Below are 24588 nucleotides of genomic sequence, written 5' to 3' on the forward strand. Positions count from 1 at the left end.
ATGAACTATTTGAACATTACTAAAGGAGCATTAATAGCTGGAATCATGATGGTTTCTTCTCTTTCTTTTGCTCAAAAAAAGGTTGAAACCGATGCGGCTTTAGCGTTCCAGAATTTTGAGAAAGCTCAAATGAGTGGTGATATGGTTGAAATGAAAAAGCAACTGTTGAAAGCAAAAGAATCTATTGATATCGCTGCTGCCAATCCTGAAACCGAAAAAAGCCCGAAGACATTGTTTCTGAAAGGTGAGATCTACACTTCGATGCTTTTCTTGAAAATGCTTGGAGATGCCGAGTTCAACAAAAATGTTCCGGAAAATGCTAAGGAAGTTTCTATCAAAGCTTACAAAGAAGCTTATGATCTTTCTAACAAGTATGATTCGGACATCGAGAACAGTGTAAATACGATTAAGCAAGTGCTTTACACAACAGGTTCTGCTGCATTTGATGCTAAAAAGTATAAAGAGGCTATGATGACATTTGCTGTTGTAAATGACTATACCAATATTATCAATCAAATGGATACAACTTCCATTTATTATGCTGCTATTGCTGCAGAGAATGATACAAATTGGGTTCAGGCAGCTGAGTATTACAAAAAAGCAGCAGATGCGAATTACAAACCGGACATCATTTACCGTTCAACTGCAATGGCTTACATCAAAGCAGGTCAAAATGACAAAGCGGTTGAGTTCCTGAAACAAGCTATTGCCAAATCTCCGAAAGACAAGCATTTATATTTTGCTTTAGGTACAATTGCAATGGAAATGAAGGATGATCAAACAGTTTTGGACAACCTGAACAAAGCAGTGGAGATTGATCCGGCCTATGCCGATGCACATTACAACCTGGGAGTTTATTTCTCCGGGAAAGGATCTGATTTACGCTTAAAGGCAGGTGATCTTCCTCCGAATGCCAAAAAGGAATCGGATGAGTTACTTGCAAAAAGTTTGGAATTCTATGCTTTAGCATTGGAGCCCTTGGAAAGATATGTAGCTCTTTCTCCAAAAGACGTAGTGGTTTTGAACAGCTTAGTGAAAATTGCACGTGCACTTAAAAACACCGAAAAAGAAGCGAAATACAAGCAACTGCTCGATGCTGCAAAGCAATAAGTAGTTGTTTAGAAGTTAAGTTATTAAGGCTATCCTGTTGGGTAGCCTTTTTTGTTTAACCTGCTATTTACCTATTTACCTATTTACCTATTTACCTATTTACCTATTTACCTATTTACCTATTTACCATATGGTGGAAGTGTTTAATTTTCAGTAATTTAAAATTGAATTATTATCCAAAAACTTGAAGACGTCCACAATCAGTAAGCAAAATTTAAAATCCCATTTATTATTTAATCCTTATCTTAGCCATCCCGAGAAAAATATATGAAAAATATACTTATTGCAATCTGTTTATTTATTGGCTTGAATTCCTTTGCACAGTTAAGTGCTGTAAAAGGAAAAACATCCTACAACTTTTGGCTAAACCTTCCGGATTCAAGTGTTTTGAACGACAACCCTCCTATTCTTATCTTCCTCCATGGGAAAAGTTTAAGTGGTACGGATTTGAACCGGGTGAAAAAATACGGTGTAATTCACGAAATTGAAAAAGGACGAAAAGTTCCCGCCATTGTAATTGCTCCGCAGGTAGCATCAGGATCCTGGAACCCGGATAAGGTTTTGGAAGTTCTGGAATACGTTCAAAAACTCTATAAAACGGATACGAACCGGGTATATGTTTGCGGAATGAGTCTGGGTGGTTACGGAACTATGCATTTTGTTGGAAAACACGCAGATAAGATCACTGCAGCTGTTGCTCTTTGTGGTGGTGGAAATCCAAAAGACGCTTGTAATCTGGCAAGTATCCCCATGTGGATCCAGCATGGAAACAGAGACGAAGCTGTTCCGGTACGTTATTCGAGAGAAATGGTAAGCGCAATCAAAAATTGCAACAATGGAAAAAACCTGATCTATACAGAAATTGCAGGAGCAAATCACGGAGCCTTGGAACGGATCTTCCGCGGAGATGAGATGTATAATTGGTTATTTGCTCAAGTACGCACTGCAGCGGGTGAAGTCGTAATGACTATTCCGGTTACTGAAAATAAGGATAAAGTTCAGGAAACAAACCCTGGAAACAAAACCACAACGAAAGGAGTCGGGAGTAATTAAAAATTGGAAATAGAGATTGACAATTGAAAAAAACTGCGCTAACGCTAGTTTATTCTCGAAAGCCTTGCTTTCTCTTATCTAAACTGTATTGCTGAATATTTGAAACTGATGATCATTTCATCGAATTGCTTGATGAAATCCTGTCCGAGATTTCCGTCAAAATCAGCACTTACTTCTCCTACCTGATCTTTTCGAACCTGGATATCCTTCAAGGTAACTTCTTCTGATGTCCCGACAGCAAGTGTAACACTTGGCAATAAATAGCCCTCAAATTCCACCATTCCTCCTGCACCACCGGATTTCAACGTTTTCTTTTTTCCCTTCTTCTCTACTCTCTTTTTATACTTCTGATAATATGCACGATTCAATGAGGTTTCGACAGCCCCGGTATCAAAAGAAAATTGCAGGGTATCTTTTTCTTGTATCACCTGAACTACCGGTACAAAACCGTTTAAAATCATATTGCTTTGCTGGTAAACTTCCGGTGTTTTCGGAATTAACAACTCGTCTTCTTTCGTAATGCGGATTTCATCCAGATTGCGAATCACAGGGAAACCGATAATTCCCTGAATGGAATAATTCACTTCTGAAAATGTCAGATCTTTGTCGTCAAAAACAAGAAAAACAACGTTCTCGCACCTTACAACTTGTCCTGAATTTTGATCTCCGATAAATAATTCTTTCACTACAGCTAAGTCACTTTTCACTTTAGCCCCGGTTATTGCTGATACGTCAAATTGAACCGGGATGATCTCGCAATTCATTTCAAGTGCCACAGAACGCTGGATGACGGAGAAATTAGCTCCCGTATCAAATATGAAGTTTTTCGTTTTTCCAGAAACGGTAACCGGAACATTGGCCAGTTTTGCCATATCGCGTGTGAGTCCGATTTTCACATCAACCGGGTGGTGGATTTTCTGTTTCCCTGAGTTTTCCAATGCTTTCCAAATCTTTCCCGTATTAGTTAAGTCTTCGATTTCCTCTTCCGTACAAACATGTTTGAAGTGTTCCAGGATGTACTGATTCGTTAAGTAGGCATCTTTGTATTCAAATAAATTGACCAGATTCAGTTGTTTTACCAGTAAGATTTCTTTGAAAACCGAATCGTTTTTCATGGAACCTGCTCCCTCTAAAAAAAGTTCGATTGCTTCATTGGATGCCGAAAAATGGGAAAATGCATTTTCTGCCAAACTCCAATAATAGTAGTAAACTTCCTGATCAATTCTTGACTTATTGGTAACAAGTAGTTTCTTCACTTGGAAGAAGTCCTTCTTTTCAGCAAGAGTTCCTAGCTCCGAATAAAATTGAGCCTCATTAAAGGAGTGTTTTTTTTGTGCTTCCGAAAAGAGACTTAGCAAACAAAATAGAACAGTAAACAGGTTTTTCATATCAGTAAAATGAGACATGAAGATAACCAAATCGGAGATATAAGCATCATGTAAACCACTTCCTGTTTTCTTCTCACTAATGCACAGATTCTTTGCGCTCCTACCGGTAGCGTTAAGATACTTTGAGGTGAGACTGGTAAGCGAGCTTTCTATCAGTGCATCTGTGGAAAATAGAAACACATCTACTTCTAAAAAGCTTCGAGTCTATAATTTCCAGGTCCTTACTTTAATTCCGACCACTTCTTTTGAACGATTTTTCGGAACTCATCCTTTTTAAACGCGCGTTCATTGATTCCGTCGTATTCCTTTACGCTGTTTCCGTTCCAAAGATAGAAAACACCAGGTGTATCTTTTGTACCACCCAAAACGGTCCAAAATGAAGCAACATCGAGGATTTTGAATTGGTATTTTTTCCCTGCAAAAGCAAAAAAGTCAGGGATCAATTCTGTTTCTTCATCCATGAATACAATTTTAATCTCCGGAAAATTGGCGTCTTTCGCTGCCAGTTCTGTTAAAGCTTTCGCTGTTTCCTTGCAGTGATCGCAACCGGGAGCGAAAAAGCAAAGAATCTTTCTTCCTTTGTCAATGTCTCCGAACTGGGATGCAAAGCCGGATCTTTTTGCTTTCGGCTCGTCTGCAAGAGGTTTTTCTTCTGGCACAGTTTCCTGTTTGGTTATTTTCGAGTCTTTGGGATCTACAATTTTGGCCTTTTCAGAATTTTCAATTTTTACACCCGTCGAATCTTCTGCCTTCAAAGTATTATCCTCCGAATCATCCATGTTCATTTCCTGCATCATTTCTTCCACCAATTTTTCGTTTTCATCGTTGGATTTGCGTTGCATTGGTCCAACTAAAAAGACCGCAAGAATCGAAGCGAATGTTACCGCGGCTAAAAAAGAGAAATTCAATCGGTCGCTTTCTTTAGCTGTTTTTTGATAAAGAAGAACCAACAAGCCCATTCCTATAATGTTTTTGATCAATGCCTGAACCGGTGTCATGGGCAATAAAGTACCAAAACAACCGCAATTCCCACTATTTCCGGAAGATGCAATTTCGTAGCTTAAGTGAATACTGAAAACCAACAACATCAAAAAGGACATCGGAATGACTAATCTCTTGAAGTAGTTCTTTTGAAGTAAGAGAAGTCCCAAAGCCAATTCGCAACCGATCAGAATGCGCGAAAAATAAGCCGCGCTCGTTTCACTGAAACCCATCGGGATTAGTTGCTTCACTTCAAATGTGGAAAGCGCAAAATTTGGTGATGGATACAACTTTGCCACTGCTGAAAGCAGGAACATAAATGCCATCAATCCTTTTATGATTATCGGAAGTTGTTTGTTCACGAAGGTTTGTTTTTCCAAGCCGGTAGTTGTCATATTGCAATTTTGCCTCTAAAATAACAGAAAGATGTGGGCTTCTTTTCCATTTTAGGAAAAGCTTAACAAATTCAAACGAATTATTCCTAAATGACACTCCGTATTTGACAAGCAGATATCCCGTGTGTATCTCGATATTTGTACTAAATATTAACAGATTAACACATATATAATCGCTAAACCCGATTGATAATATAATCTCCGAACCAGGCTTTTTTATCCGTAAAACAATGTTGAACAGACAACGGAGATTTGTCGATGATTTTTTCCAGGATGGAATCATTGTATTTCCTGGATATTTCAGTGTGGATCCGCTCATTCTCCTCAAAAAGAAATTGTTTGCCTATCAACTTGATATCTACGACCTGCTTTCGTGTACTCTTTAGGAAACTCTTTGCTATTCCTTCCGATTCATGGTATTCAGGATCGTGGACAAAAGAATTCAAATCAAAATCGGCGCTCAATTCACGATTCATTCTTTTCAGCAGGTTCAGATTGAAATCACGCGTAATCCCCGCAGGATCATTGTATGCAGGAAGAACAACTTCTTTTTCCTTGATCAGGTCAACTCCCAAAACGATCTTATCTCCCTTGTTTAAGTTCTTGCTCAACGAGGCTATGAAGGCCGTTGCTTGTTCATCCGACATATTCCCGATGTTGGAACCCAGGAACAATATAATTTTCCTGTTGGGAGATTTCTTCAGATCACTCAGCATTTGGAAATAATCGCCGTGAAGGCTGTTAATTGCCAACTCGGGGATTTCTTCTTTCATCCGGTGTTCCAGGCCGGTTAAGGCATTGGAAGAAATATCGATCGGAACGTATTTGAAAGTCACCCGTGCACGAATCAATTCAAATAACAAATGAATTGTTTTGGTTCCGTCACCTGCCCCCAACTCCACTACTTCAATTTCCTCTCCTTTCTGAATATCAAAGCTTGAAATAATGTCACGTGATTGTTGCTGAAAGATTTCCATTTCTGCGCGGGTCAGGTAATACTCCGGCATATTCATGATCTGAACGAACAATTCATCGCCCCGTTTATCATAAAAATATTTCGATGGAATTTGTTTGGGAGTCTGAGAAAGTCCAAACAATACGTCTTGCTTAAATTGTTCTAATATCATCTTATTTTGCTAATCTGATTCCTGAATACTGCCATTGAAAATGCGGGTGGAAAAAGTTCCGGTAAGTTTTCCTGCTGTGATCAGGTGCTGTTGCCACTGAAGCTCCCCGCAAAACCATTTGATTGATCATGAATTTTCCGTTGTATTCTCCAACTGCTCCTTCTGCTGTTTTAAAGCCCGGATAAGGTAAATAGGCACTGTTTGTCCACTCCCACCGTTTACCCCAGTCCAGGAATCCAGAAGCTGCTTCCCATTCAAATTCTGTTGGTAAACGAAGTCCTTTCCAACTTGCGTAAGCTTGTGCCTCGTAATAGGAAATATGCCCCAAAATTGCATCCGGATCAACTTCCTTCAGACCCGCAAGGGTGAAGTAATGCCATTTTCCGTTTATCCTGTGCCAGTAAAGCGGACTTGTAATCTTATTTTCATTCAGCCAAGCCCATCCTTCGTCTAACCAGCAATCGAAACGCGAATACCCGCCGTCCTCCATAAATTCCATGTACTCTCCATTCGTCACGAGTGTGTGAGCGATTTCAAATGCCTGTAAATATACTTTGTGCTTGTTCAGTTCGTTGTCAAAGCAAAACGCATCGTTATCGTGTCCGATCTCATAAACCCCCTCTTCCATGGGAAGCCAGCCGGAATACTTGTTGTGATCAGCCAGTAAATTTTGTGTTTCATCATAAACCGGGAAAATCGGATTATGCCCGAGTGTATATTTTAAATCTGTGATCAACAATTCCTGGTGCTGTTGTTCGTGGTTTAGTCCAAGTTCAATGAGATCTTTCAATTCCCGGGACAATTCCTGTTCAAACAATTTTGCCATTCCATTATCCACATAAGCGCGGTATGCATACACTTCCGAAACTCCGGGCCGTGTGATATTTCCCCGGTCTGCCCGGAAAGTGCGCTCACCTATCGTATTGTAATAGGAATTAAACAGGAACCCGAAATCCGGATGGTATTCCTTATATGATTCCAAGTGTTTCTTTAAGATCATTTCTTCGAAGAACCAGGTAGAATGTGCTAAATGCCACTTCGGAGGACTGGCAAAAGGAACCGGCTGAGGAACATAATCTTCTACCTGCAAGGGCTGACATATTGCCTCTGTCCTACTCCTTACTTCATTGTATTTTTCTTTCAAATGCATGCTGTTTAATTAATCGACAACTACCTGAACCCCTTTCCAAAAAGCCACTTTCCCTTCAATACTTTTAGCAAGTTCCGAAGCTTTGGGATAATACCAGGCAGCATCTTTGTTCGTTTGTCCATCGACCTCCAGTGTATAATATGACGCCTCTCCCTTCCACGGACAGGTTGTATGTGTATCTGAATCCCTGAAGTATTCCTTTTTGATTGATTCTGCCGGAAAATAATGATTTCCCTCAATCACCACCGTGTTTTCGCTTTCCGCAACAACAGTATTGTTCCAAATTGCTCTTTTCATAATCTCTCAGAATTAATGCAAATAAATACGGCAGTCATTCACTTTTGGATTTCAACTTTTTACTAAAATTCAGAATGAATTACTGCCTTACTTACTAAAGATACTCTTTGTTTTTGTAAAAAAAACCTAAATATTTAATTATTAAGATTTTAATAATCCCGGATTTCGGGAAGTCAAATACTCTTTTATACTGAAATTTTGTAATCCGATTTTTAATTCTGAACTTCAAAAAAATATTTCAGATCCATGTCAAACATTCAGCTTATTATAGAAGAACGCGCTGCGGATATTGGCAATTTCCTGGTGGGAAGATTGCTTCCTTTTCGACAAAAGCGGGCGGTTGGACCATTTGTATTTATTGATCACATGGGACCTGTAAAGCTAAACGATCATCAGAACCTGGATATCGGACCTCACCCGCATATCGGGTTATCCACACTGACCTATTTATTTGAAGGAGCCATTATGCATCGCGACAGCATCGGTTCCGTAGTTGAGATCCAACCGGGCGCCGTGAACTGGATGACTTCCGGAAAAGGTGTCGTTCATTCGGAAAGAACGCCGGATTATTTGCGTCATTCGGAAAAACACCTTCATGGGCTGCAGATTTGGGTTGCACTACCGGTTGAACTGGAAGAAATGGAACCTTCATTTACGCATGTTGAAGCACAAGAAATCCCTGCATGGACAGAAAACGGACTTCAGTTTAAGCTGATTGCCGGCGAAGCATTCGGAAGAAAATCACCCGTTCCCGTATTTAGTCCACTCTATTTTCTTGAGATTAAGAGCCGGGAAGCAGCCACAATCAATATCGGCGAACAGTTATTCGGGGAAAGTGCTTTGTATATCCTGGAAGGAAGCATCAAAGACGATGGAGAAGAATACGGTCCGAAGCAAATCCTGATTGCAAAGAATGCTGCACTTTGTACTTTCGAAATGGCTGCAAACTCTACGGTTTATATTTTCGGTGGAGAAGCATTTCCGGAAGAGCGCTTCATTTTTTGGAACTTTGTTTCATCCCGGAAAGAACGAATAGAAGAAGCAAAAAAAGCATGGGCTGACCGGACTTTTCCTAAAATTGAAGGGGAAACAGGATTTGTTGACTTGCCGGAAGCCCGATTTTAACAGACTTTTTTGAATTTTGAATTTATACGATTATGATAGAAGTAAAACAATTTGACCGTGAAACGAAGGGATTCTTCAAAGCAACGGAAGATGAACAAGAAGCAGGAAGAATGACTTATGCCTGGGTAAATGACGATCGCATTATTATTGATCATACAGAAGTAAATCCGGCATTCAGAGGCAGAAGTGTTGGAAACCTAATGGTTCAGGCCGCTGTTGAATTCGCACGAAAGGCCAATATTAAGATCGTTCCTTTGTGTCCGTTCGCAAAAAGTGTATTTGATAAAACTCCGGATTACCACGATGTTCTCTGAATTCAAAATGTAGAATCCAAAAAAGGCAATTTTCCTCACGGGACGGAGTTAGTAGGCTAATCTAAAATTTTGCATTTTGCATTTTGCATTTTGCATTTTGCATTTTTAATTATTTCTTCACGAACTGCGTTAGGATGTAGATCGACTGACCGTCTATTTTTCCTTCAATCAATGTTGGGTCGTCCTGAACCAAACGAATGTTTCTAACAGATGTTCCGCGTTTTGCAGTAATAGTTGAACCTTTAACATCCAATTCTTTGATCAGAACTACTGTATCACCCGCTTTCAAAACCACTCCGTTGGAATCAATGTGTTTGATCGCATCTTCGTCCTCCATTCCCGATTTTGCCCAGGCAAGTTCACTGTCATCAAGATAGATCATTTCAAGCAAATCATTCGGCCACCCTTCTTGTTTCAAATTATTCAGCATCCGGTAAGAAACGACCTTAACTGCAGAAACTTCACTCCACATTGCATCATTCAGACATCTCCAATCATTGGGAACGACTTCCTTTGTACCTTCTAACTGGTCCTTCAGATTCTGAGTGATCAGAATAAAATCGTCAACTGAATTCCCTTCCGACGGCTGCACCTGATATACCTGCAGATTTTCTGTTGATCCGCTTAATTCACATACTTCGCCACTTCGGGCAATCAATTGTTTTTCAAAATTCATGCTGCAAAGTTAACAGAAACTATCGAAGAAAATACTTTAAGCAGGTTAGCAAACTTGCTAACAAACCTACCGGAAGCTCTATAAAATCAATTTAACTAAAAAGTCCTGACCCATAAAATGGATCAGGACCTTTGATTTTGTTACGTTTATCTTACTGAATAACTATACGAACTACTTTTTCAGTCTGTTCGTTTGAAAGTTTAAAGAAATACGTTCCTCTTTGAACATGTTTCAGATCAATAGCAGTCACTCCATTTGTGATCGAATTGCTTCCTGTTTCAATTACACGCCCGTTGATATCTGTAATCTCAAGCTCAAATGATGTGGTACTCAAAGTAGATTCAATGTACACCAATCCTGTTGAGGGATTCGGATAAAGATTCACCGATTCAAGTATGTTTTCATCAACAGATAACCAATCACAGTCTGTAACAGTAATCACTACACCGGAAGTATCATTCGGACAAACTCCGTTTCCGGTAATGTAATCATAGTTGAACTGACCTGGGAATGTTCCTGTTATTATTTGGGAATTTGGCATTGGATTATTGTTGGGATCGTACCAATCTCCACCCATATTAACTGTTCCGCTTAGACCTGATAACAGATCAATCGGTTCGTTTTTACATGCTGTGATCGCCCCGTCATTACCTGCAACTGATGGAGGGTAAACGGTAATCATTACTGAAGCTGTGTCCACTAAACAACCGCTGGTAACATAGTCTACACTAACTGTACCTGAAGGGACAAACAAAGGATTAAATAAGGAATCATTTACAATTGTCGTAGGATTTGGAGAGAATGTCCATGCTCCGTACGGATCGTTAATTGTAATTAGTTCGTTCAGATCAACCAATCCGCCTATTTGACATGCATTTGTTGCACCACCGGTTCCTGCAGAGTTTGCGCGTTCAATTAAACTGAAATCATCAAATGATAAGAAATATGGATTAAATGAAGAACTTAATTTGATTCCAAATGTGTAAACCCCTGAAGTAAGTGGAGTAAAACAGAAAAATTCTCTTCCATAATCATCATTTGGCTGATCGGTAGGTGCAATAAACGGAGCACCGAGTGGTGTAGCACCGGTTGATGATTGTGTGTTATTCACAACAACAGAACCAGCCCAACCTATATTGCTGTCTACTGCGGTCCACATAAAGCTGAACTCGTATTTTTTTCCTGCGACCAACTGGAATTCAGGCGTCCACAAGTGGTCGTTTGACCCACTGTAGATCCCGACAAAATTTGAACCTGAATTAGCAACTCCAGGAGTGTTGCCACCATTATCGGAAAGCCAGTCGTCATTTTCATTTAACCAGCAAAGCGGGAATAAATTGTAGTCAAAATCCGTCATTGCTTCAAAATCCTCAGTCCAAGGTAAAGCGGTGATTGGTGCACAAAGTGTTGTTCCGCTAACCATTGTCCAATAAGATGAATCGGTTGAACTGCAGCTTGCCTGAACATAGATGTCGTAATTAGTAGCAGATGTCAATCCACCGATTGAAAAAGATGCACTGGACGTTTGCTGTGCCGAATCAATTCCGGTACCTGTTCCGGGAACAAAACCAGGAGTTCCCCATTCAATATTCCAAGTTGTTTCACTGTCACCAGGGGTCCATGTAATATCAATTGAATTCGAAGTTTCATTTTCTGTCTCAAGATCTGAAACAGGTAAACAGGAAGGAATCGGAACTACTTCAAAGGTGTAATCTTCTGCCTCACCTTCACCCGAATACAATGTACATGGATCAGTCGGAGAACTGTTATTGTAGTCCGCCATAATACGCATTCGGTAAGTACCTACCGCTACACCCAAGGGAACTCCGAAAGACCCGGAGAAGTTATCCTGGTATCCGAAAGACTGGAACATTTGTTCACTTGATTCAAAAATCATGTTATCGTTCCAATCCACCCAAATTCCGAATCCGAAAGTATACCAGCTCTCTAAGCCGAAATTAACCGTAAAGTTCACATCAGGTCCGCCTTCAAACTGAGACACGCTCATTGCGGTTGCGTTTTCATAACCATTCGGAGAAATTCCCGAATTCAAATTTGAAATATTGGATGTTGCCCCTCCTGTTGTGGAGAAATTGTTGATGTAGTAGTCAGGATCCGTTCCTTCGAATTCACAATAACCTGTATAAGCTGTTAACGGACCGATCCACATACTTTCATCTCCGCCACCGCAATCAGCCTGAACGTAAAATTCATATTCCGTATCAGGAGTCAATGAATTAGCAGTAAATGCCGGTGTACCCGATGCTGTTCCTGTAATTCCGGAACCGAGTGTAAACCCACTTACACCGTACTCGATATTCCAGTTGGTTTCCGCATCTCCGATTGTCCAGGAAATATCTGCCGAGTTTGGAGTTACTCCGTCTAAAGTCAGATCCGTTATTGGCAAACATGATGGTGTAGGAGTTACCTCAAAGGTATAATCTTCCGCTTCTCCGTCACCTGTAGCTAAAGAACAGGCATCTGTGGGCTCAGAATTGTTATAATCTGCAAGAATTCTCATTCTGTAAGTCCCGACCGGCGTTCCTGGAGGAACTCCGAACGATCCTGAAAAATTGTCTTCATAGCTCGTTGAGCTAAACATTTGTTCACTTGGGTCAAAAACCATATTGTTATTCCAGTCTACCCAAATACCAAAACCGAAAGTATACCAGGTCTCAAATCCGAAATCTACTGAAAAATCAATATCCGGACCGCCTGCAAAATGAGAAACTACCATTGCGGTTGCATCCTCATAACCATTGGCCGCACTTCCGGAAGCCATGTTTGAAATATTTGAAATTCCACCTGTGGTAGAGAAATTATTGATGTAATAATTGGAATTTGAATTGCTGAATTCGCAGTATCCTGTATATCCGCTTATCGGACCGAACCAAGTACTCTCGTCCCCACCGCCGCAATCTGCCTGTACATAAAAGTCATAATATGTATTGGAAGTCAATAAACCTGCAGAAAACTCCGGGTTACCTGATAGAGCTACTGTAGTTCCTGAGCCAGGCATAAACCCGCTTACTCCATATTCAATATTCCAGTTTGTTTCACTTCCACCGGCATTCCAGGAAATATCGATTGAATTTGAAGTTGCACCTACAAAAGCCAAATCGGTTATCGGGGCACAGCTTGTCTCTTCTAACACCACGTTATCAAGTATCCACCAATAACTCCAGCTTCCTGTCCAGCGAAACCTGACTTTTGCATTAGCCGCTCCATTTGCTGCACTTGTAATATTAAGGATTACATGTTCCGGATCAGGTGAATCATTAATCCCGCTCAAAACTGTAATCCAGGAAGTACCATTCCAAACTTCAACAAAGTACTCTCCTCCTCCAAATGAATCGTCGTTGTAGAAAGTTTGATCAAAAGAAAGCAGGATTGCTCCTGAAACCGTACTTGCATCAAATACCGGAGACTCCAGAGTAGCTTCTTCAGCCAAACCATTGTTCCCATAATTATCGCTGTCAAATATTGCAGCGGGATCAGATATCGGAGCGTTTAACGTTTGGCCCCCGGGATTATCAAATTCCCAAACCTCGCCATTTCCGGCAATGTCAATGCTTGTCCACCCGGTTGGCGGAGTTGTTCCTGATGCGGAACTAAAATCTTCATTAAAAATGACTTGGGCTGAGAGATCGTTTGTCACCTGTAACAGGAGCAAACAACTTAACAAACTGTAAATTTTCTTCATAATTATAGTATGTTTTGTTTAGATTATTTTGAGTATAATATTAAAAAATAAAACTCTTCCTAAAAGACTAGTGTTCAGCCGTTTTTGTTGCTTCCAGACAAATAAAAAACAGCAATTTTAGTTTCAACTAATTAAACCACGTCAATAATTGACAAGACAATTTACACGTAATCTCTTGAGATGACAAATGATACATTGTTTTTAACATTGTGCTTCATTTACATTCGAAAAACTTTTCATCAACTGAAAATTTTTATTCACAATGTTACATTATTAACAATCTTCTGGTCAACTCTTTGAAAGATGGTCATTATTAAATCAAAAAAACCTGACCGTATAGGATCAGGGTTCTTGTTTATAATGAGATTTATTGGATCACAATCCGGTATACTTTTTCAGCATGTTCATTTGACAATTTGAAGAAGTAAGTTCCTTTTTGCACATCACCCAGGTTTATCGTATTTGTTCCTGCGGAAATAGTATTCTTTCCATTCTCCACAATTCTTCCGTTCAGATCTGTAATTTCCAATTGAAAAACTCCTTCTTCAAATGAAGACTCAATGAATACCAAACCTGCAGAAGGATTCGGATATATGCTCATTTCCTCCAAAGCATTTTCATCGACAGATAACCAATTGCAATTCGTCACAGTTATAACAACACCTGCAGTATCGTTCGGGCAAAATCCGTTCCCTGTAATATAATCGTAGTTGTATTGCCCCGGAAATGTTCCTGTTGTAACCTGTGATGATGCCATCAAGTTATTTTGAGGATCGTACCAGCTTCCGCCAAAGTTTACAGTTCCACCTAGACCTGACAATAAGTCAACCGGCTCATTTTTACATGCTGTAATTGAACCGTCGGTTCCTGCACTGGAAGGAGGATAGATCGTGATAACCGCTGAAGCAGTATCCTGCAGACAGCCTTCTGTAATGTAGTTTACAGTAACTGCTCCGGCTGGTACATATTGAGGATTGAACAGCGAGTCGTTTACGATTGCATTGGGATTCGGAGCAAATGTCCATGATCCGATTTGATCGTCTTTTACAATTAAACTGTTTAAATCTACCAATCCTTCTGTTTGACAAACATTTGCAGAACCATTTGTTCCAGCACCTGCTCCTCTTTCAATCAGGCTAAAGTCGTCCACCTGAAGGAAGTAAGGATTTCCATTTGAATCAATGCTCAATCCGAATTTATAAACCCCGGATGTTGCAGGTGTAAAACAGGTCAAATGACTTCTGAATTCGTCATCTAAAGATTCAGTCGGTGTAATAAATGTTCCTGTAGGAATTGTGCTGACAGTGTTCGTTTGGGTGTTCAGTGACAGAACTTCTGCATCCCATCCCGGTGAAGCATTCGACTCGCCTGCGAAATAAAATTTGAATTCGTAATTCGTTCCGGCCGTTAACTGAAATTCTGGAGTCCATAAAGTATCAGGTACATTCCATGAATAACTGGCCATGTAGTTCGTACCTGAGTAAGCAGGTGCTCCGATCTCCCAGGAGCCGGTAAAGTCTGAGAACCACATTTCTTCTGATGCCGACCAGCAGGTTTGGAAGTAACCAAATCCTAACTCAGTCATTGATTCAAAATTCTCGGACCAGGGAAGGTTTGTGATCGGAGCACAATCGGTTGTTCCCGAAACAAGGGTCCAGTAAGATTCTTCGGTTCCGCAATTTGCACGGACATAAATATCATAAGCCATTCCCGGATCCAAACCGTTCAGGGTATACGGATTTGTGGTTGCAGATTCCGAACCGAGTTCATTACCTGTTCCAGGCATAAAACCCGGTGCTCCATATTCGATATCCCAGCTTGTTTCAGTACCGTTGATTGTCCAGGAAAGATCGAAAAAGTCTGTTCCGGTATTATCAATGGCCAAGTCTGATACGGGAATGCAGGAAACTGCCTCAACTAAGATATTGTCAACGATCCAATACATGGAATAATCGCCTTCCCAGCGAAAACGCACCTGTGCATCCGAAGCACCATTCAGATCAGCTGTTATATCAATTGTTATGTGATCAGGATCAGGTGAAGTGGTAAACGAAGAATATACTTCCACCCAGGCACTTCCGTTCCAAACTTCAATATAACTGGACCCACCGTATTGTGCATCAAAATATTGATCAAATGACAGGAAAATGGGATTTGTTGTAACACTTGCATCAAACAAAGGAGTTTCTAAGGCACAGTTTTCCGGAATATCATCACTTCCATAGTTGTCACTGTCAAAAATTGCTGCAGGATCTGAAATCGGCAATGTTAAGTCTCTTCCTCCGGGATTATCAAATTCCCAAACATTTCCACCTCCTGCGATGTCATTATTAATCCAGTTTACGGGTGGAGTTGTTCCTGTTGCGGAACTGAAGTCTTCAGTGACAAGCACTTGAGCTGTTAGATTATTCGACAATTGCAATAGCAGCGAACAACCCAACAATAGGTAAATTTTCTTCATAATTTTCGGCATGTTTTAATACAAAAGCAATTATACTGAATAAATGAATTCATTTTTCAGACATTTTTAAATTGAAACGTGGATTCCAATTAAATGAAAAATTAAACTTCTTAATTAAAAGCAGTTAAATTTTCACATATTGTTAAATTAATTGATTAATCATTTAATTATAATCGGAATGCTGCCATTGAATCCAGTATTCCTGCAATCCTTCTTTTGTTTTAAACAGCCTACTGATCCAGAGTCTGCGATTCTTGACGATTTTATTCGGGCTGGAAAGCAAATCGAATTTCCTCTTTTTGAGTTCGGGTTTGTGTCCCCACCCTCCGCAATGATCAAAAGCAGTCATAGCCTGACTTTTGGGAACACGCTTAAAAGGGATGTACACTTTATATTCAACATAGTTGGAATTCATTCCTTTTGTAGAAATACGGATTCTGCTAAAATCAACTTTGCTGTATAAGGTGTCGCGATATAATTGCTTCAGTTTGTTCCCGACATACTCACACATTTTATTTGAGTATTGATGTGCCACATCCGTTCCGTTTAAATCCAAGCGATCTATGTAACGTTCCGATACAAATTCAACTCCGCGGTACATACCCGAACAGGCAGAATCAGTACAAAACGGTGTATCTATTACACAGGTGAACGGTAAATTACTTGAAGAATCCCAAACCAGTTGTTCCTGGTTTTCACTGGTATATATCCGTTTGTTTCCGCTGCTTTCACATGAAAGAGCGAATATCAGCAAGCAAGGATATATGCAAACAAGAATTGATCGAACCATAAAGTGCCTATTCAATACCGAAAATAGGAAATAAGCGGCTACAACTCAAAAAAACAGTGTAAAATTAAAGCTCAATCTCTCAAAATCTTTACCGGCTGCTTCTGTTCATCAATTGCCACAAAGGTAAACTCACCCGTTACAGCTTTTTCACGTTCATCCGAATACATTTGTTCGATGAAAATTTCTACTCGAATCTTCAAACTGGTACTTCCCAGATAGGTCACTTTACCGATCAGTTCAACAATTGTTCCCGCGGGAATTGGTTTTTTGAAATCAATTTTATCACTGCTTACGGTTACCATTCGTTGTCGGCTGAACCGTGTTGCGGCAATGAATGCCACCTCATCCATCAATTGCATTGCCGTACCTCCGAATAAGGTGTCGTAATGATTCGTTGTGTTGGGGAAAACAGCTTTAAAAATGCGTGTTTCTGCTTTTTGAATACGTTCTTCTACGTTCATATATTTTTAATTACGAATTACGAATGCCTAATTACGAATTACCAGTTGATTCGATAATCTTGCATTTTGACTTAACTATGTCTTTTATTAAAAAGGGTTGAAATCTGATTGAATCGTTGCTCGAGGAGTTTTGAATTGTACTCTTTTTTCATTTCGAGCATGCAGGCTGCACATAAACATTCTTCGTAATTGTCACAGATATACTGACTTTCATCTACTGTTAAAGATATGGCAGTGCACTGACAAAGGGAGATTGATCCGACTTTGCACTCAAAACGGGAATTACAGCGCGGACAGATTACATGTTCATGATCACTCATAGTACTTCTTTAAATTAAGTTCCGGGCGCTTTCGAAAATTTAGAGAACGTAAAGGCAGTTTACACCCCGGATAGAGAGCATAAAAAACAACCTTGACATGAGCTTCAAATCGCGAAAGCATGGTCAATTCCATCCGTCAGTAACGAATAGACAGGAAATAACAGGTACCCTGACTTTTCATCCGTCGAATGACGAATAGAATTACAGTTGCGCGACAGTTCGTGATTCTCACACGATTCCCCTTTTTATTTCCGGATATTGAACAAGTAAAGAACGTTTGGTAAATGTACGGATAATTGTGAATTACGAATTACGAATGCCGTCCCGATAGCTATCGGGATATTATAACACACGTATTATTTAACCACAAAGCACACAAAGAGCACGAAGTTTTCCTATTTTATTCCAGATGAAGTGCACGAAAACTACTACCATTGACGCTACGGAAACCTACTTTGTCGTCGACTTCGCAGGTTAAAAGGTGGGGTATCTATGCTTAATCCATACTTAAAAGGTGGAGTATCTATGCTTAATACTGGGAATATAGTAGCTATATCCCTCGATTTTCTGTCCGTCAATTGACGGACAGAGCCTTTCGCTGTGGAGGACTTTGCGGACCTTCGGTCTTTGCAGAGAAGTTGACATAAAAAAACAGGTTTTACCGAAGTAAACCTGATCTCAAATTTTTATTGATAAACCCGGAGGTCATTTTATCCTATTTTTGATTTTATGTTTTTCAATGACCGTAAATGCAGGCTCCATTTATCATTCATAAATTTTGGTAAAACACTCAGTCAAAATCTCAATTTAGTATCTTTGCAATGTGAAAAAGGTGTTCATATACATACTCTTACCGATTTTTATGTTTAACAGTTCCATTGGAGAATTGTTCAAACTTCCCGACCTGCTCACACATTTCACAGAACACCGAGCAGCAAACAAGAGCATAGACCTTTTCGACTTCATTTCCATGCATTATGTTGGAGACGATTTTAATGACAAAGACCAGGATAAAGACATGCAGTTGCCCTTTAAAAAGATAACAGCTCCCTTCCCTTTTCAGATCGGTGTTATGCCTGGTATCTTAACTATTCCAAAAGGAAGAACAATTGCTTTGGACACTTATCTGCAAATCCTTTTCAAAAACCACCCACCTAAGAATCCTGCATTGGCTGCATTGTTTCGTCCTCCCTGTTGCGCTTAATAATTCGCGTACTTTTTTATTAAATTTTTAAAAACAATAAACGGTTTTCGTCCGGTTTGTATTCATTTACAATGGATAGCAAGGCTGTTTTTATATATCATATTATTATGAAAAAAATATTACTGATTTTTAGTATCTATCTTATTACAAATCATGCTTTCGGGCAAAGCTGGACAGGAAATGTCAACTCAGACTGGAATAATCCGGGTAACTGGTCGGCAAGTCCTTCAAACGGGGACGATATTGAGATCGATCCGGCAAATTACACAGGTGCAATGGCACAACCAATCATTAGTGGAAGTTCCAACTTCACGCCTGCAGAAATGCTGGTTCAAAACGGAGCTCAACTGACCATTTCCGGAACCCTGAATACAACAGACCAGGTTGAAATTATCGGAATAGGAACACAAATCACGATTACAAACAGCGGAGCTTTTTCATTGATCGGTGCCGGAAATAATGCACGACTGATCTTTGTAGATGATGCTCACCTGGAAATGAACGGCGGCAGTTTATCCAGTGCACAACGTTTGCTTTTTGAGTTGGGCGCAACGGGAACCATTAACAACGGAACAGTAACAGTCGGCGAAACGATCGCATTGGTTGACGGAAGTGCTTTAGGGTCCAGTAAACTGGTTCAAAACGGAGGAATCATTACCACCAATGCTGAATTCGGTTTTGAGAACGAAGCAGGTGTCTTCTATCCTACTTTCGAGCAAAACGGTGGAACGCTGAACGTCAACGGTGCACTCCTTTGGCTTGGCGCAGCTCCTGGAGCCGGAAAAGGTTACTTTCGTTCAACAGGTGGCTCTGTTTTCGTTACCGGACCAATTGGAAACGATCCCACCAGTACGATGGGAATGCATTTGGAATTAAGCGGCTCCGGGTCGGTTTTGGAAAACTCCGGAGCCAGTGTGCAATTGCTGGCAGGAGATTCTATCATTCTTGCAGACAGTGCAGTTTGGAAAGATCTTAGTTCTGCTATCTGGATGAACGACGGAGTAGTTTACGGAACGAGTAATTCCGTGTTCCAATCAGGCAATACGACCTTTAACGGGAATCAATCCGGGTTGGGGAATGCAGTTTATCAATTGGGGAATCTGAACATTCCTTTAGGAAAAGCATTTAATCATGTTTATCCTCCGGAATTACATATCAGCGGAAATCTCAATATTTCAGGATCCTTCAACCACAACACAAACCAATTGATCCTGAACGGATCCGATGACCAAAGTGTTGATCATACTTCCAACAACCTGATACTTCATGGTTTGCAAATTGAAAACCAGGCTAACGGCCCTTCAGACGGCGGATACGGAATTTCTCTTAACACAAATCTCAGTATTGGTTCTTCCTTGGAGTTGTATGACGGCATCCTTGTCTCTGCCCCGGGAGTTCTTGTAAAACTCGCTGATAATCTTATTTTGTCCGGACAATCGGATTCAACCTTTATAAACGGAGCTGTAGAAAAAACAGGAAATGATGCATTCACATTTCCGCTTGGTACTGTTCCCAACAGGTATCGTCCTTTAACAATTACCTCCCCGACTTCAGCAAGCACTCAGATAAAAGTTGAATACCTGGATAATCCTTACAGCAGTTTAACACCTGTTGAAACCCCAATGCAAAGCGTCAGTGCATTTGAATATTGGGATTTTACGAATTCAAACGCAAGCGACCTGGTTGGTGTGACAGTTGGCTGGAATAATGCACTTGCAAGTGGGTTAACAGATTGTGCCGACATTTCTTTAACAGTTTGGAACGGAACACAATGGGCATTTCTACCCTCCGGCACGAGCGGATTATGCAACGGAGCGAATGCAGGAACACTTTACAGTTCAGGTAACTTACCGGTAAACGGTCCGATAACGATTGGCTTTACAAGCAATGTCACCCAGCAGCAAATCACTTTATGTGCCGGGGATTCAATCGCTGTCGGTACAAATTATTACTCTCAGTCAGGAACTTATTTTGATATCCTTCAGGACATGAATGGTGATGACAGTACGGTGATTACAGTTGTGAACGTTTTGGCTCCGATCATCAGTTCAATTACGGATAACATTACTTCCATCACAGTAAACGCCCCAACAGCAAATAGTTTGAACTGGATCAATTGTTTGGACGGAACCCCTGCTCCGGGATCCGGAACATTTACCTTTACTCCTTCAGCTAACGGGACCTATGCTGTCATCGCAAGTCACAATTCATGCACCGATACCAGCGATTGTATTGTGATCGATCAATTGGGACTTTTAGAACTGAGCAAAAATGAACTAATCCTCTATCCGAATCCTGTTTCACCGGGTGAAGGTCTGACCATTGTTTCAGACGCACCTGATTTCGTGATTCAAAGCCTAGACGGAAAGATCATTCAACCGGTTTCTTTGCTAATCCTGGATGGAAGATGTGAAATCGAATTACCTGTTTTAAGCAGCGGAATTTACTTGGTAAAGGAAAATGGTGAGGCAGCAAACCAGCGAATAAGCCGTTTCAGAGTCAATTAATTCTTATTTCTCCCACCCTCCGGGACGGGGTGGGAGATTATAACATCTTATTTATAGCACTTCCACCGCGAAATAATTATCTCAAAAAACACTATGGGAACGCGGTTTAACTCTATATTTCAGATCGTGTTTGTTAACAAAAAAGGGCAGAAACATTGCTGAATCTCCCCTTGAAAATTACGAATGATTGTAATTCGTATTAATCTTTTTATCTGAATAAAGCCGCGTATTTGTGGCGGTTTTCAATCATTATCCAGGCTAAAACCGCAGCCAATATCAAAGCTATCGGTAAGCCGGACGGTGCGTTATAAATATGAGTCAGCAGAATTCCCACCATGATCGGCAAGATCATAAGCGCTCCAAGTGCCCGGTATTTCGGGATTATCACTAAAATACCACCTATAATTTCCACTACTGCGATCAAAGGCATCAGCCAGACAATCGCCCCGAACGCTTCCACTACTTTCATCATGTCCTCGGGCATATCCTTAGGCATTGGCATGTATTGGAAAATCTTATTCAAGCCGGAGTTAATGAAAAGCAATCCAAAAAGCAGACTGAACACAAACAAAATCTTATTCTTCATATTTTCTATTTTTTAAGTGTTGGTAATAATTCGTCTAATCCTTCCATCGCGGTTGCCAATCCTTCTTTGAAGCCCATTTCGATGGTTGCTTCCAATTGAGCCAGGTCGTCAAAACTGATATGGAAGTGCACTCCTGTCAGTTCTTCCCCTTTATCTTCAAAGGTGATTTCCCATTTGGATTGTGGCATAGAACGGTTAATCTTGCCCTGGTCGTCGGAAAAAGCATCTTCCCCTGAAAACGATCTCTGAGGATGGATCTTTATGTAATTTACCACTGACCAATGTTCCTCTCCCTGCGGGCCGACCATAGCGTAAAGCCAGGTTCCGCCATCTTTGAAATCCATGCTTTTCGTGCGCGCTTTCCAAGGTTTCGGAGCCCACCACCGGTCCAAAATTTCAGGTTTTGTGTATGCATCCCAAACCAAAGGCAGCTCGGCTGCAAAGTCTCTTTTGACTGCGATCGTTCTGTTGTCTTTATCCACAGAAAAATCAAATGCTAAATTGTGCTTCATAATCTTGGTTTTATTAAATGTATCTTCAACTTCCATTGACGCTCCGGTCAAGGTTTTCAGCGCTCAGCCACCTTTAAAAATTAAGATTACTGAAGGGAGTTGAAGTAAGTAAAAGTTACTAATTATTCTTGTAATTGATCATCCAATTGATTCCATACTTATCTGTGAAGGATCCAAAGTAAGCTCCGAAGAACATATCCTCCAGGGGCATCGTAATTGTTCCTCCGGCAGAAAGATCCTCAAAAATACGTTTTGCTTCCTCCCGGGTTTCCGGTTCGATGGAAATGTTCATATTATTGCCCTGTATAAGTGTAAATCCCATTTCTTCCGGGGCATCCGTGCCCATCAGCACATGATTCGCTGTTATTGGTAATTCTACGTGCAGCACCATTTTTTTAATGGCTTCTGCTACCGGCGGATGATTTTGGTCTGCGGGAATATCCCCGAAGCGCTGGATTCCGTTTCCGGAAAAATTTGTTTTGAAAACCGACCTGTAAAACAAAAAGGCTTCCTCCGTATTGCCAGGGAAATTCAAATAGGAACAAACTCTTGGCAGACGATCCAATTTCAATTCGTTCCGAAGTTTGAATTTTGCTTCGATGTACTGATCCAGGTTCTCCATAGCCATCATGAAACCTTCCTTGAATCCAAATGAAATGATCTTTTCAAGGTCTTCCAGGGTTTCATACTTGATCGTAATATTCACAGTAGTATTTTCACCGTTCACAGCGAATTCATTATTCCACAAAGAGCGTGGGAATTCCATGTTCAAAACTCCGTCTTCATCACAAAAACCATCCAATCCGGAATAGGATTTTTGATTTTCTATTTTCCGATAATCCAGGCGACACCAATGAACTTCATTTTCGGGAGAAATCATGCAGTAATGCCAGCCTCCTCCTTCTTTGAAATCCATTGATTTCGTTTTGGTCCGAAACGGCTTCGGCGCCCACCAAAGATCCAACAGTTCGGGTTTTGTCCATGCATCCCAAACCAAAGACAGGTTTGCAGCAAAATCGCGTGTTACGTGAATCGTGTTATTTTCCTTGTTTACGGAAAAATCAAAAAGCAAGTTTGAATTCATTTGTTATTTTTTTTAAGGGTTGCTAATACATCGTCTAATTGGTTAAAGCGGCTTTCCCAGATCTTTCGGAACTGTTCCAGCCATTTATCAATTTCTTTCATTTTATCTCCATTGAGTTCGTAATAAATCTCTCTCCCCGATTGGTTTTGTTTTAACAATTCACATTCGGTTAAGATCCGTAAGTGTTTTGAAACCGCCTGACGGGTAGTATCGAAATGCTCGGCCAAGGCATTCGGTGTCATGGATTGCACGGCAACCAGCAAGATAATAGCTCTTCGGGTTGGATCTGCAATAGCTTGAAAGACGTCTCTTCTCATAATACTCAGTTTTTAAATATGAAACCAATCAGTTGCAAATATATAAGCAACTTTTCGGTTTCGCAAATTTTTGATAGTTTTTTTTCGAAATCTATGTCATCATCGGTTCTATTGAACGAAACAACGTTTGTAGTGTATTCACGTTAGTATTAAAAAGAACTTCGTATGAAACGGATTTATGTCATCATTGCCCTTTTCCAGATTTTTTCAACTGAATTGATTGCACAGCAGGATAGTTCGCTCATTACGGATACGGCAATCACAAACGGAAAGGATTCGGCCAATGGAGTTCTTCCTATAAGCGCAACACTTGACAGTTCTTATTGGAGAACAGGTCCGGGAGGTCCATGGGGAGAATACGGCAGACCTTGTATTATTCCAATGAAGATAGATACGTTTGATCTCAGCTCCCTTTTAGTACAAGTAAAATCCTTTGAAATCGTGTCTCTCTACAACGAAGAAGGTGCAAAGGCCGATATTAAAAAGGGAGATCCGCGTATACTTTTCCCAGGTGGATTTGGCGGGATGCCTGATTTTAGTTCCAAAGCAGATAGAGAATTCCAGGAAAAATACCGGGTTGAATTCTTCTCCCAAGGCTGTCTCAGATCGGGGGAACACGAAGATGAAGCAGGATATAACCAGGTAATTTTTGACTACCTGGATAAAAAATACGGAATGGCATGGAGGTATGAATTACGGGAAGATGCCATTGGATTCAAAGCACCTTCTAGTATTACAGAAGCAGTTCCAAAACTTGCTTCTCCCCTTGCCTTGCAGATCGCAAACCCGGAGAACTCACAAAAAACCGAATCACCAAACGCAGATTCGGAGACTTCTGTTTGGTGGTATGTGCTACCAACGAGTGGGTTTGCTTTGTTACTTTCGTTGTATTTTATAAAAAAGAAAAAGGATTGAACCATACTCTTACTTGTATTAAACTATTTCGAATGAAAGATCTTTGCTTCTTGATAATCTTATTTTTTTCGCAGGGAATCAACACACAAGGAGCGAAAATTTATCTCGAAAT

At 40.4% G+C, this 24588-nt stretch carries 22 protein-coding genes and 1 riboswitch; of the genes, 7 read left to right on the forward strand and 15 right to left on the reverse strand.

Annotation, left to right across the window (positions count from 1 at the left end):
• Window positions 1–1110: a tetratricopeptide repeat protein gene (locus tag K0S23_RS04035; RefSeq protein ID WP_300354610.1), complete on the forward strand. Its 1110-nt coding sequence runs from the start codon at window positions 1–3 to the stop codon at window positions 1108–1110.
• Window positions 1111–1377: 267 nt separating this feature from the next.
• Window positions 1378–2163, forward strand: a complete 786-nt coding sequence (locus tag K0S23_RS04040; protein WP_300354613.1) for a prolyl oligopeptidase family serine peptidase — start codon at window positions 1378–1380, stop codon at window positions 2161–2163.
• Window positions 2164–2237: 74 nt separating this feature from the next.
• Here the strand turns inward: K0S23_RS04040 and K0S23_RS04045 are convergent, their stop codons facing one another.
• The 5 genes from K0S23_RS04045 to K0S23_RS04065 form a co-directional block, all read right to left on the reverse strand.
• Window positions 2238–3551, reverse strand: coding sequence for a retropepsin-like aspartic protease (locus tag K0S23_RS04045; RefSeq protein ID WP_300354616.1), 1314 nt, complete (start codon window positions 3549–3551; stop codon window positions 2238–2240).
• A 221-nt stretch (window positions 3552–3772) separates the two neighbouring features.
• Window positions 3773–4927, reverse strand: a complete 1155-nt coding sequence (locus K0S23_RS04050) for a MauE/DoxX family redox-associated membrane protein (RefSeq protein ID WP_300354618.1) — start codon at window positions 4925–4927, stop codon at window positions 3773–3775.
• Window positions 4928–5103: 176 nt separating this feature from the next.
• The gene (egtD, locus tag K0S23_RS04055; protein WP_300354621.1) at window positions 5104–6054 is read right to left on the reverse strand and encodes an L-histidine N(alpha)-methyltransferase; all 951 of its coding nucleotides are present in this window, start codon (window positions 6052–6054) and stop codon (window positions 5104–5106) included.
• Window position 6055: 1 nt separating this feature from the next.
• Complete coding sequence (egtB, locus tag K0S23_RS04060) at window positions 6056–7204, reverse strand: ergothioneine biosynthesis protein EgtB (RefSeq protein WP_300354624.1); 1149 nt, start codon at window positions 7202–7204, stop codon at window positions 6056–6058.
• 9 nt (window positions 7205–7213) lie between these two features.
• Window positions 7214–7501, reverse strand: a complete 288-nt coding sequence (locus K0S23_RS04065; protein ID WP_300354627.1) for a DUF427 domain-containing protein — start codon at window positions 7499–7501, stop codon at window positions 7214–7216.
• A 246-nt stretch (window positions 7502–7747) separates the two neighbouring features.
• Between K0S23_RS04065 and K0S23_RS04070 the strand changes: the two genes are divergently transcribed.
• Entirely contained in the window at window positions 7748–8626 is an 879-nt protein-coding gene (locus tag K0S23_RS04070; RefSeq protein ID WP_300354630.1) for a pirin family protein, read from the forward strand.
• Window positions 8627–8658: 32 nt separating this feature from the next.
• Window positions 8659–8940, forward strand: a complete 282-nt coding sequence (locus K0S23_RS04075; protein WP_300354633.1) for a GNAT family N-acetyltransferase — start codon at window positions 8659–8661, stop codon at window positions 8938–8940.
• Between the two features lie 109 nt (window positions 8941–9049).
• Here the strand turns inward: K0S23_RS04075 and K0S23_RS04080 are convergent, their stop codons facing one another.
• From K0S23_RS04080 to K0S23_RS04105, 6 genes are all read right to left on the reverse strand, one after another.
• On the reverse strand, window positions 9050–9616 hold the full coding sequence (locus tag K0S23_RS04080) for an alkylphosphonate utilization protein (RefSeq protein ID WP_300354635.1): 567 nt from the start codon (window positions 9614–9616) through the stop codon (window positions 9050–9052).
• A 151-nt stretch (window positions 9617–9767) separates the two neighbouring features.
• Window positions 9768–13319, reverse strand: a complete 3552-nt coding sequence (locus K0S23_RS04085; RefSeq protein ID WP_300354638.1) for a GEVED domain-containing protein — start codon at window positions 13317–13319, stop codon at window positions 9768–9770.
• A gap of 367 nt (window positions 13320–13686) precedes the next feature.
• Window positions 13687–15780 (reverse strand): T9SS type A sorting domain-containing protein, encoded by a 2094-nt coding sequence (locus tag K0S23_RS04090; RefSeq protein ID WP_300354641.1) that lies wholly within the window; start codon window positions 15778–15780, stop codon window positions 13687–13689.
• A gap of 163 nt (window positions 15781–15943) precedes the next feature.
• Window positions 15944–16570 carry a hypothetical protein gene (locus tag K0S23_RS04095; RefSeq protein ID WP_300354644.1) on the reverse strand — a complete coding sequence of 209 codons (627 nt, stop codon included), beginning with the start codon at window positions 16568–16570 and terminating at the stop codon, window positions 15944–15946.
• 71 nt (window positions 16571–16641) lie between these two features.
• Entirely contained in the window at window positions 16642–17031 is a 390-nt protein-coding gene (locus tag K0S23_RS04100; protein ID WP_300354647.1) for an acyl-CoA thioesterase, read from the reverse strand.
• A gap of 71 nt (window positions 17032–17102) precedes the next feature.
• Window positions 17103–17351: a cysteine-rich CWC family protein gene (locus tag K0S23_RS04105; protein ID WP_300354650.1), complete on the reverse strand. Its 249-nt coding sequence runs from the start codon at window positions 17349–17351 to the stop codon at window positions 17103–17105.
• Window positions 17352–17492: 141 nt separating this feature from the next.
• Window positions 17493–17637: riboswitch (cobalamin riboswitch) on the reverse strand.
• A 576-nt stretch (window positions 17638–18213) separates the two neighbouring features.
• On the opposite strand from K0S23_RS04105, the gene K0S23_RS04110 reads away from it, so the two are divergent.
• Both K0S23_RS04110 and K0S23_RS04115 read left to right on the forward strand, forming a co-directional pair.
• Window positions 18214–18555 (forward strand): hypothetical protein, encoded by a 342-nt coding sequence (locus K0S23_RS04110; protein ID WP_300354653.1) that lies wholly within the window; start codon window positions 18214–18216, stop codon window positions 18553–18555.
• 107 nt (window positions 18556–18662) lie between these two features.
• On the forward strand, window positions 18663–21062 hold the full coding sequence (locus tag K0S23_RS04115) for a hypothetical protein (RefSeq protein ID WP_300354656.1): 2400 nt from the start codon (window positions 18663–18665) through the stop codon (window positions 21060–21062).
• 208 nt (window positions 21063–21270) lie between these two features.
• Here the strand turns inward: K0S23_RS04115 and K0S23_RS04120 are convergent, their stop codons facing one another.
• The 4 genes from K0S23_RS04120 to K0S23_RS04135 form a co-directional block, all read right to left on the reverse strand.
• Window positions 21271–21648: a DoxX family membrane protein gene (locus tag K0S23_RS04120; RefSeq protein WP_300354658.1), complete on the reverse strand. Its 378-nt coding sequence runs from the start codon at window positions 21646–21648 to the stop codon at window positions 21271–21273.
• Between the two features lie 5 nt (window positions 21649–21653).
• On the reverse strand, window positions 21654–22160 hold the full coding sequence (locus tag K0S23_RS04125) for an SRPBCC domain-containing protein (protein WP_300354660.1): 507 nt from the start codon (window positions 22158–22160) through the stop codon (window positions 21654–21656).
• Between the two features lie 118 nt (window positions 22161–22278).
• Window positions 22279–23244 (reverse strand): SRPBCC domain-containing protein, encoded by a 966-nt coding sequence (locus tag K0S23_RS04130; RefSeq protein WP_300354663.1) that lies wholly within the window; start codon window positions 23242–23244, stop codon window positions 22279–22281.
• Window positions 23241–23561 carry a metalloregulator ArsR/SmtB family transcription factor gene (locus tag K0S23_RS04135; protein ID WP_300354666.1) on the reverse strand — a complete coding sequence of 107 codons (321 nt, stop codon included), beginning with the start codon at window positions 23559–23561 and terminating at the stop codon, window positions 23241–23243. The genes K0S23_RS04130 and K0S23_RS04135 overlap by 4 nt, the downstream gene beginning before the upstream one ends.
• A gap of 165 nt (window positions 23562–23726) precedes the next feature.
• Here K0S23_RS04135 and K0S23_RS04140 point away from each other — a divergent pair, with 165 nt between their 5' ends.
• Window positions 23727–24476, forward strand: coding sequence for a hypothetical protein (locus tag K0S23_RS04140; protein ID WP_300354669.1), 750 nt, complete (start codon window positions 23727–23729; stop codon window positions 24474–24476).
• Window positions 24477–24588 lie beyond the last annotated feature (112 nt).

Origin of the sequence: Fluviicola sp., assembly GCF_029266855.1 — a bacterium.
In the GTDB taxonomy this organism is placed as follows: domain Bacteria; phylum Bacteroidota; class Bacteroidia; order Flavobacteriales_D; family Crocinitomicaceae; genus Fluviicola.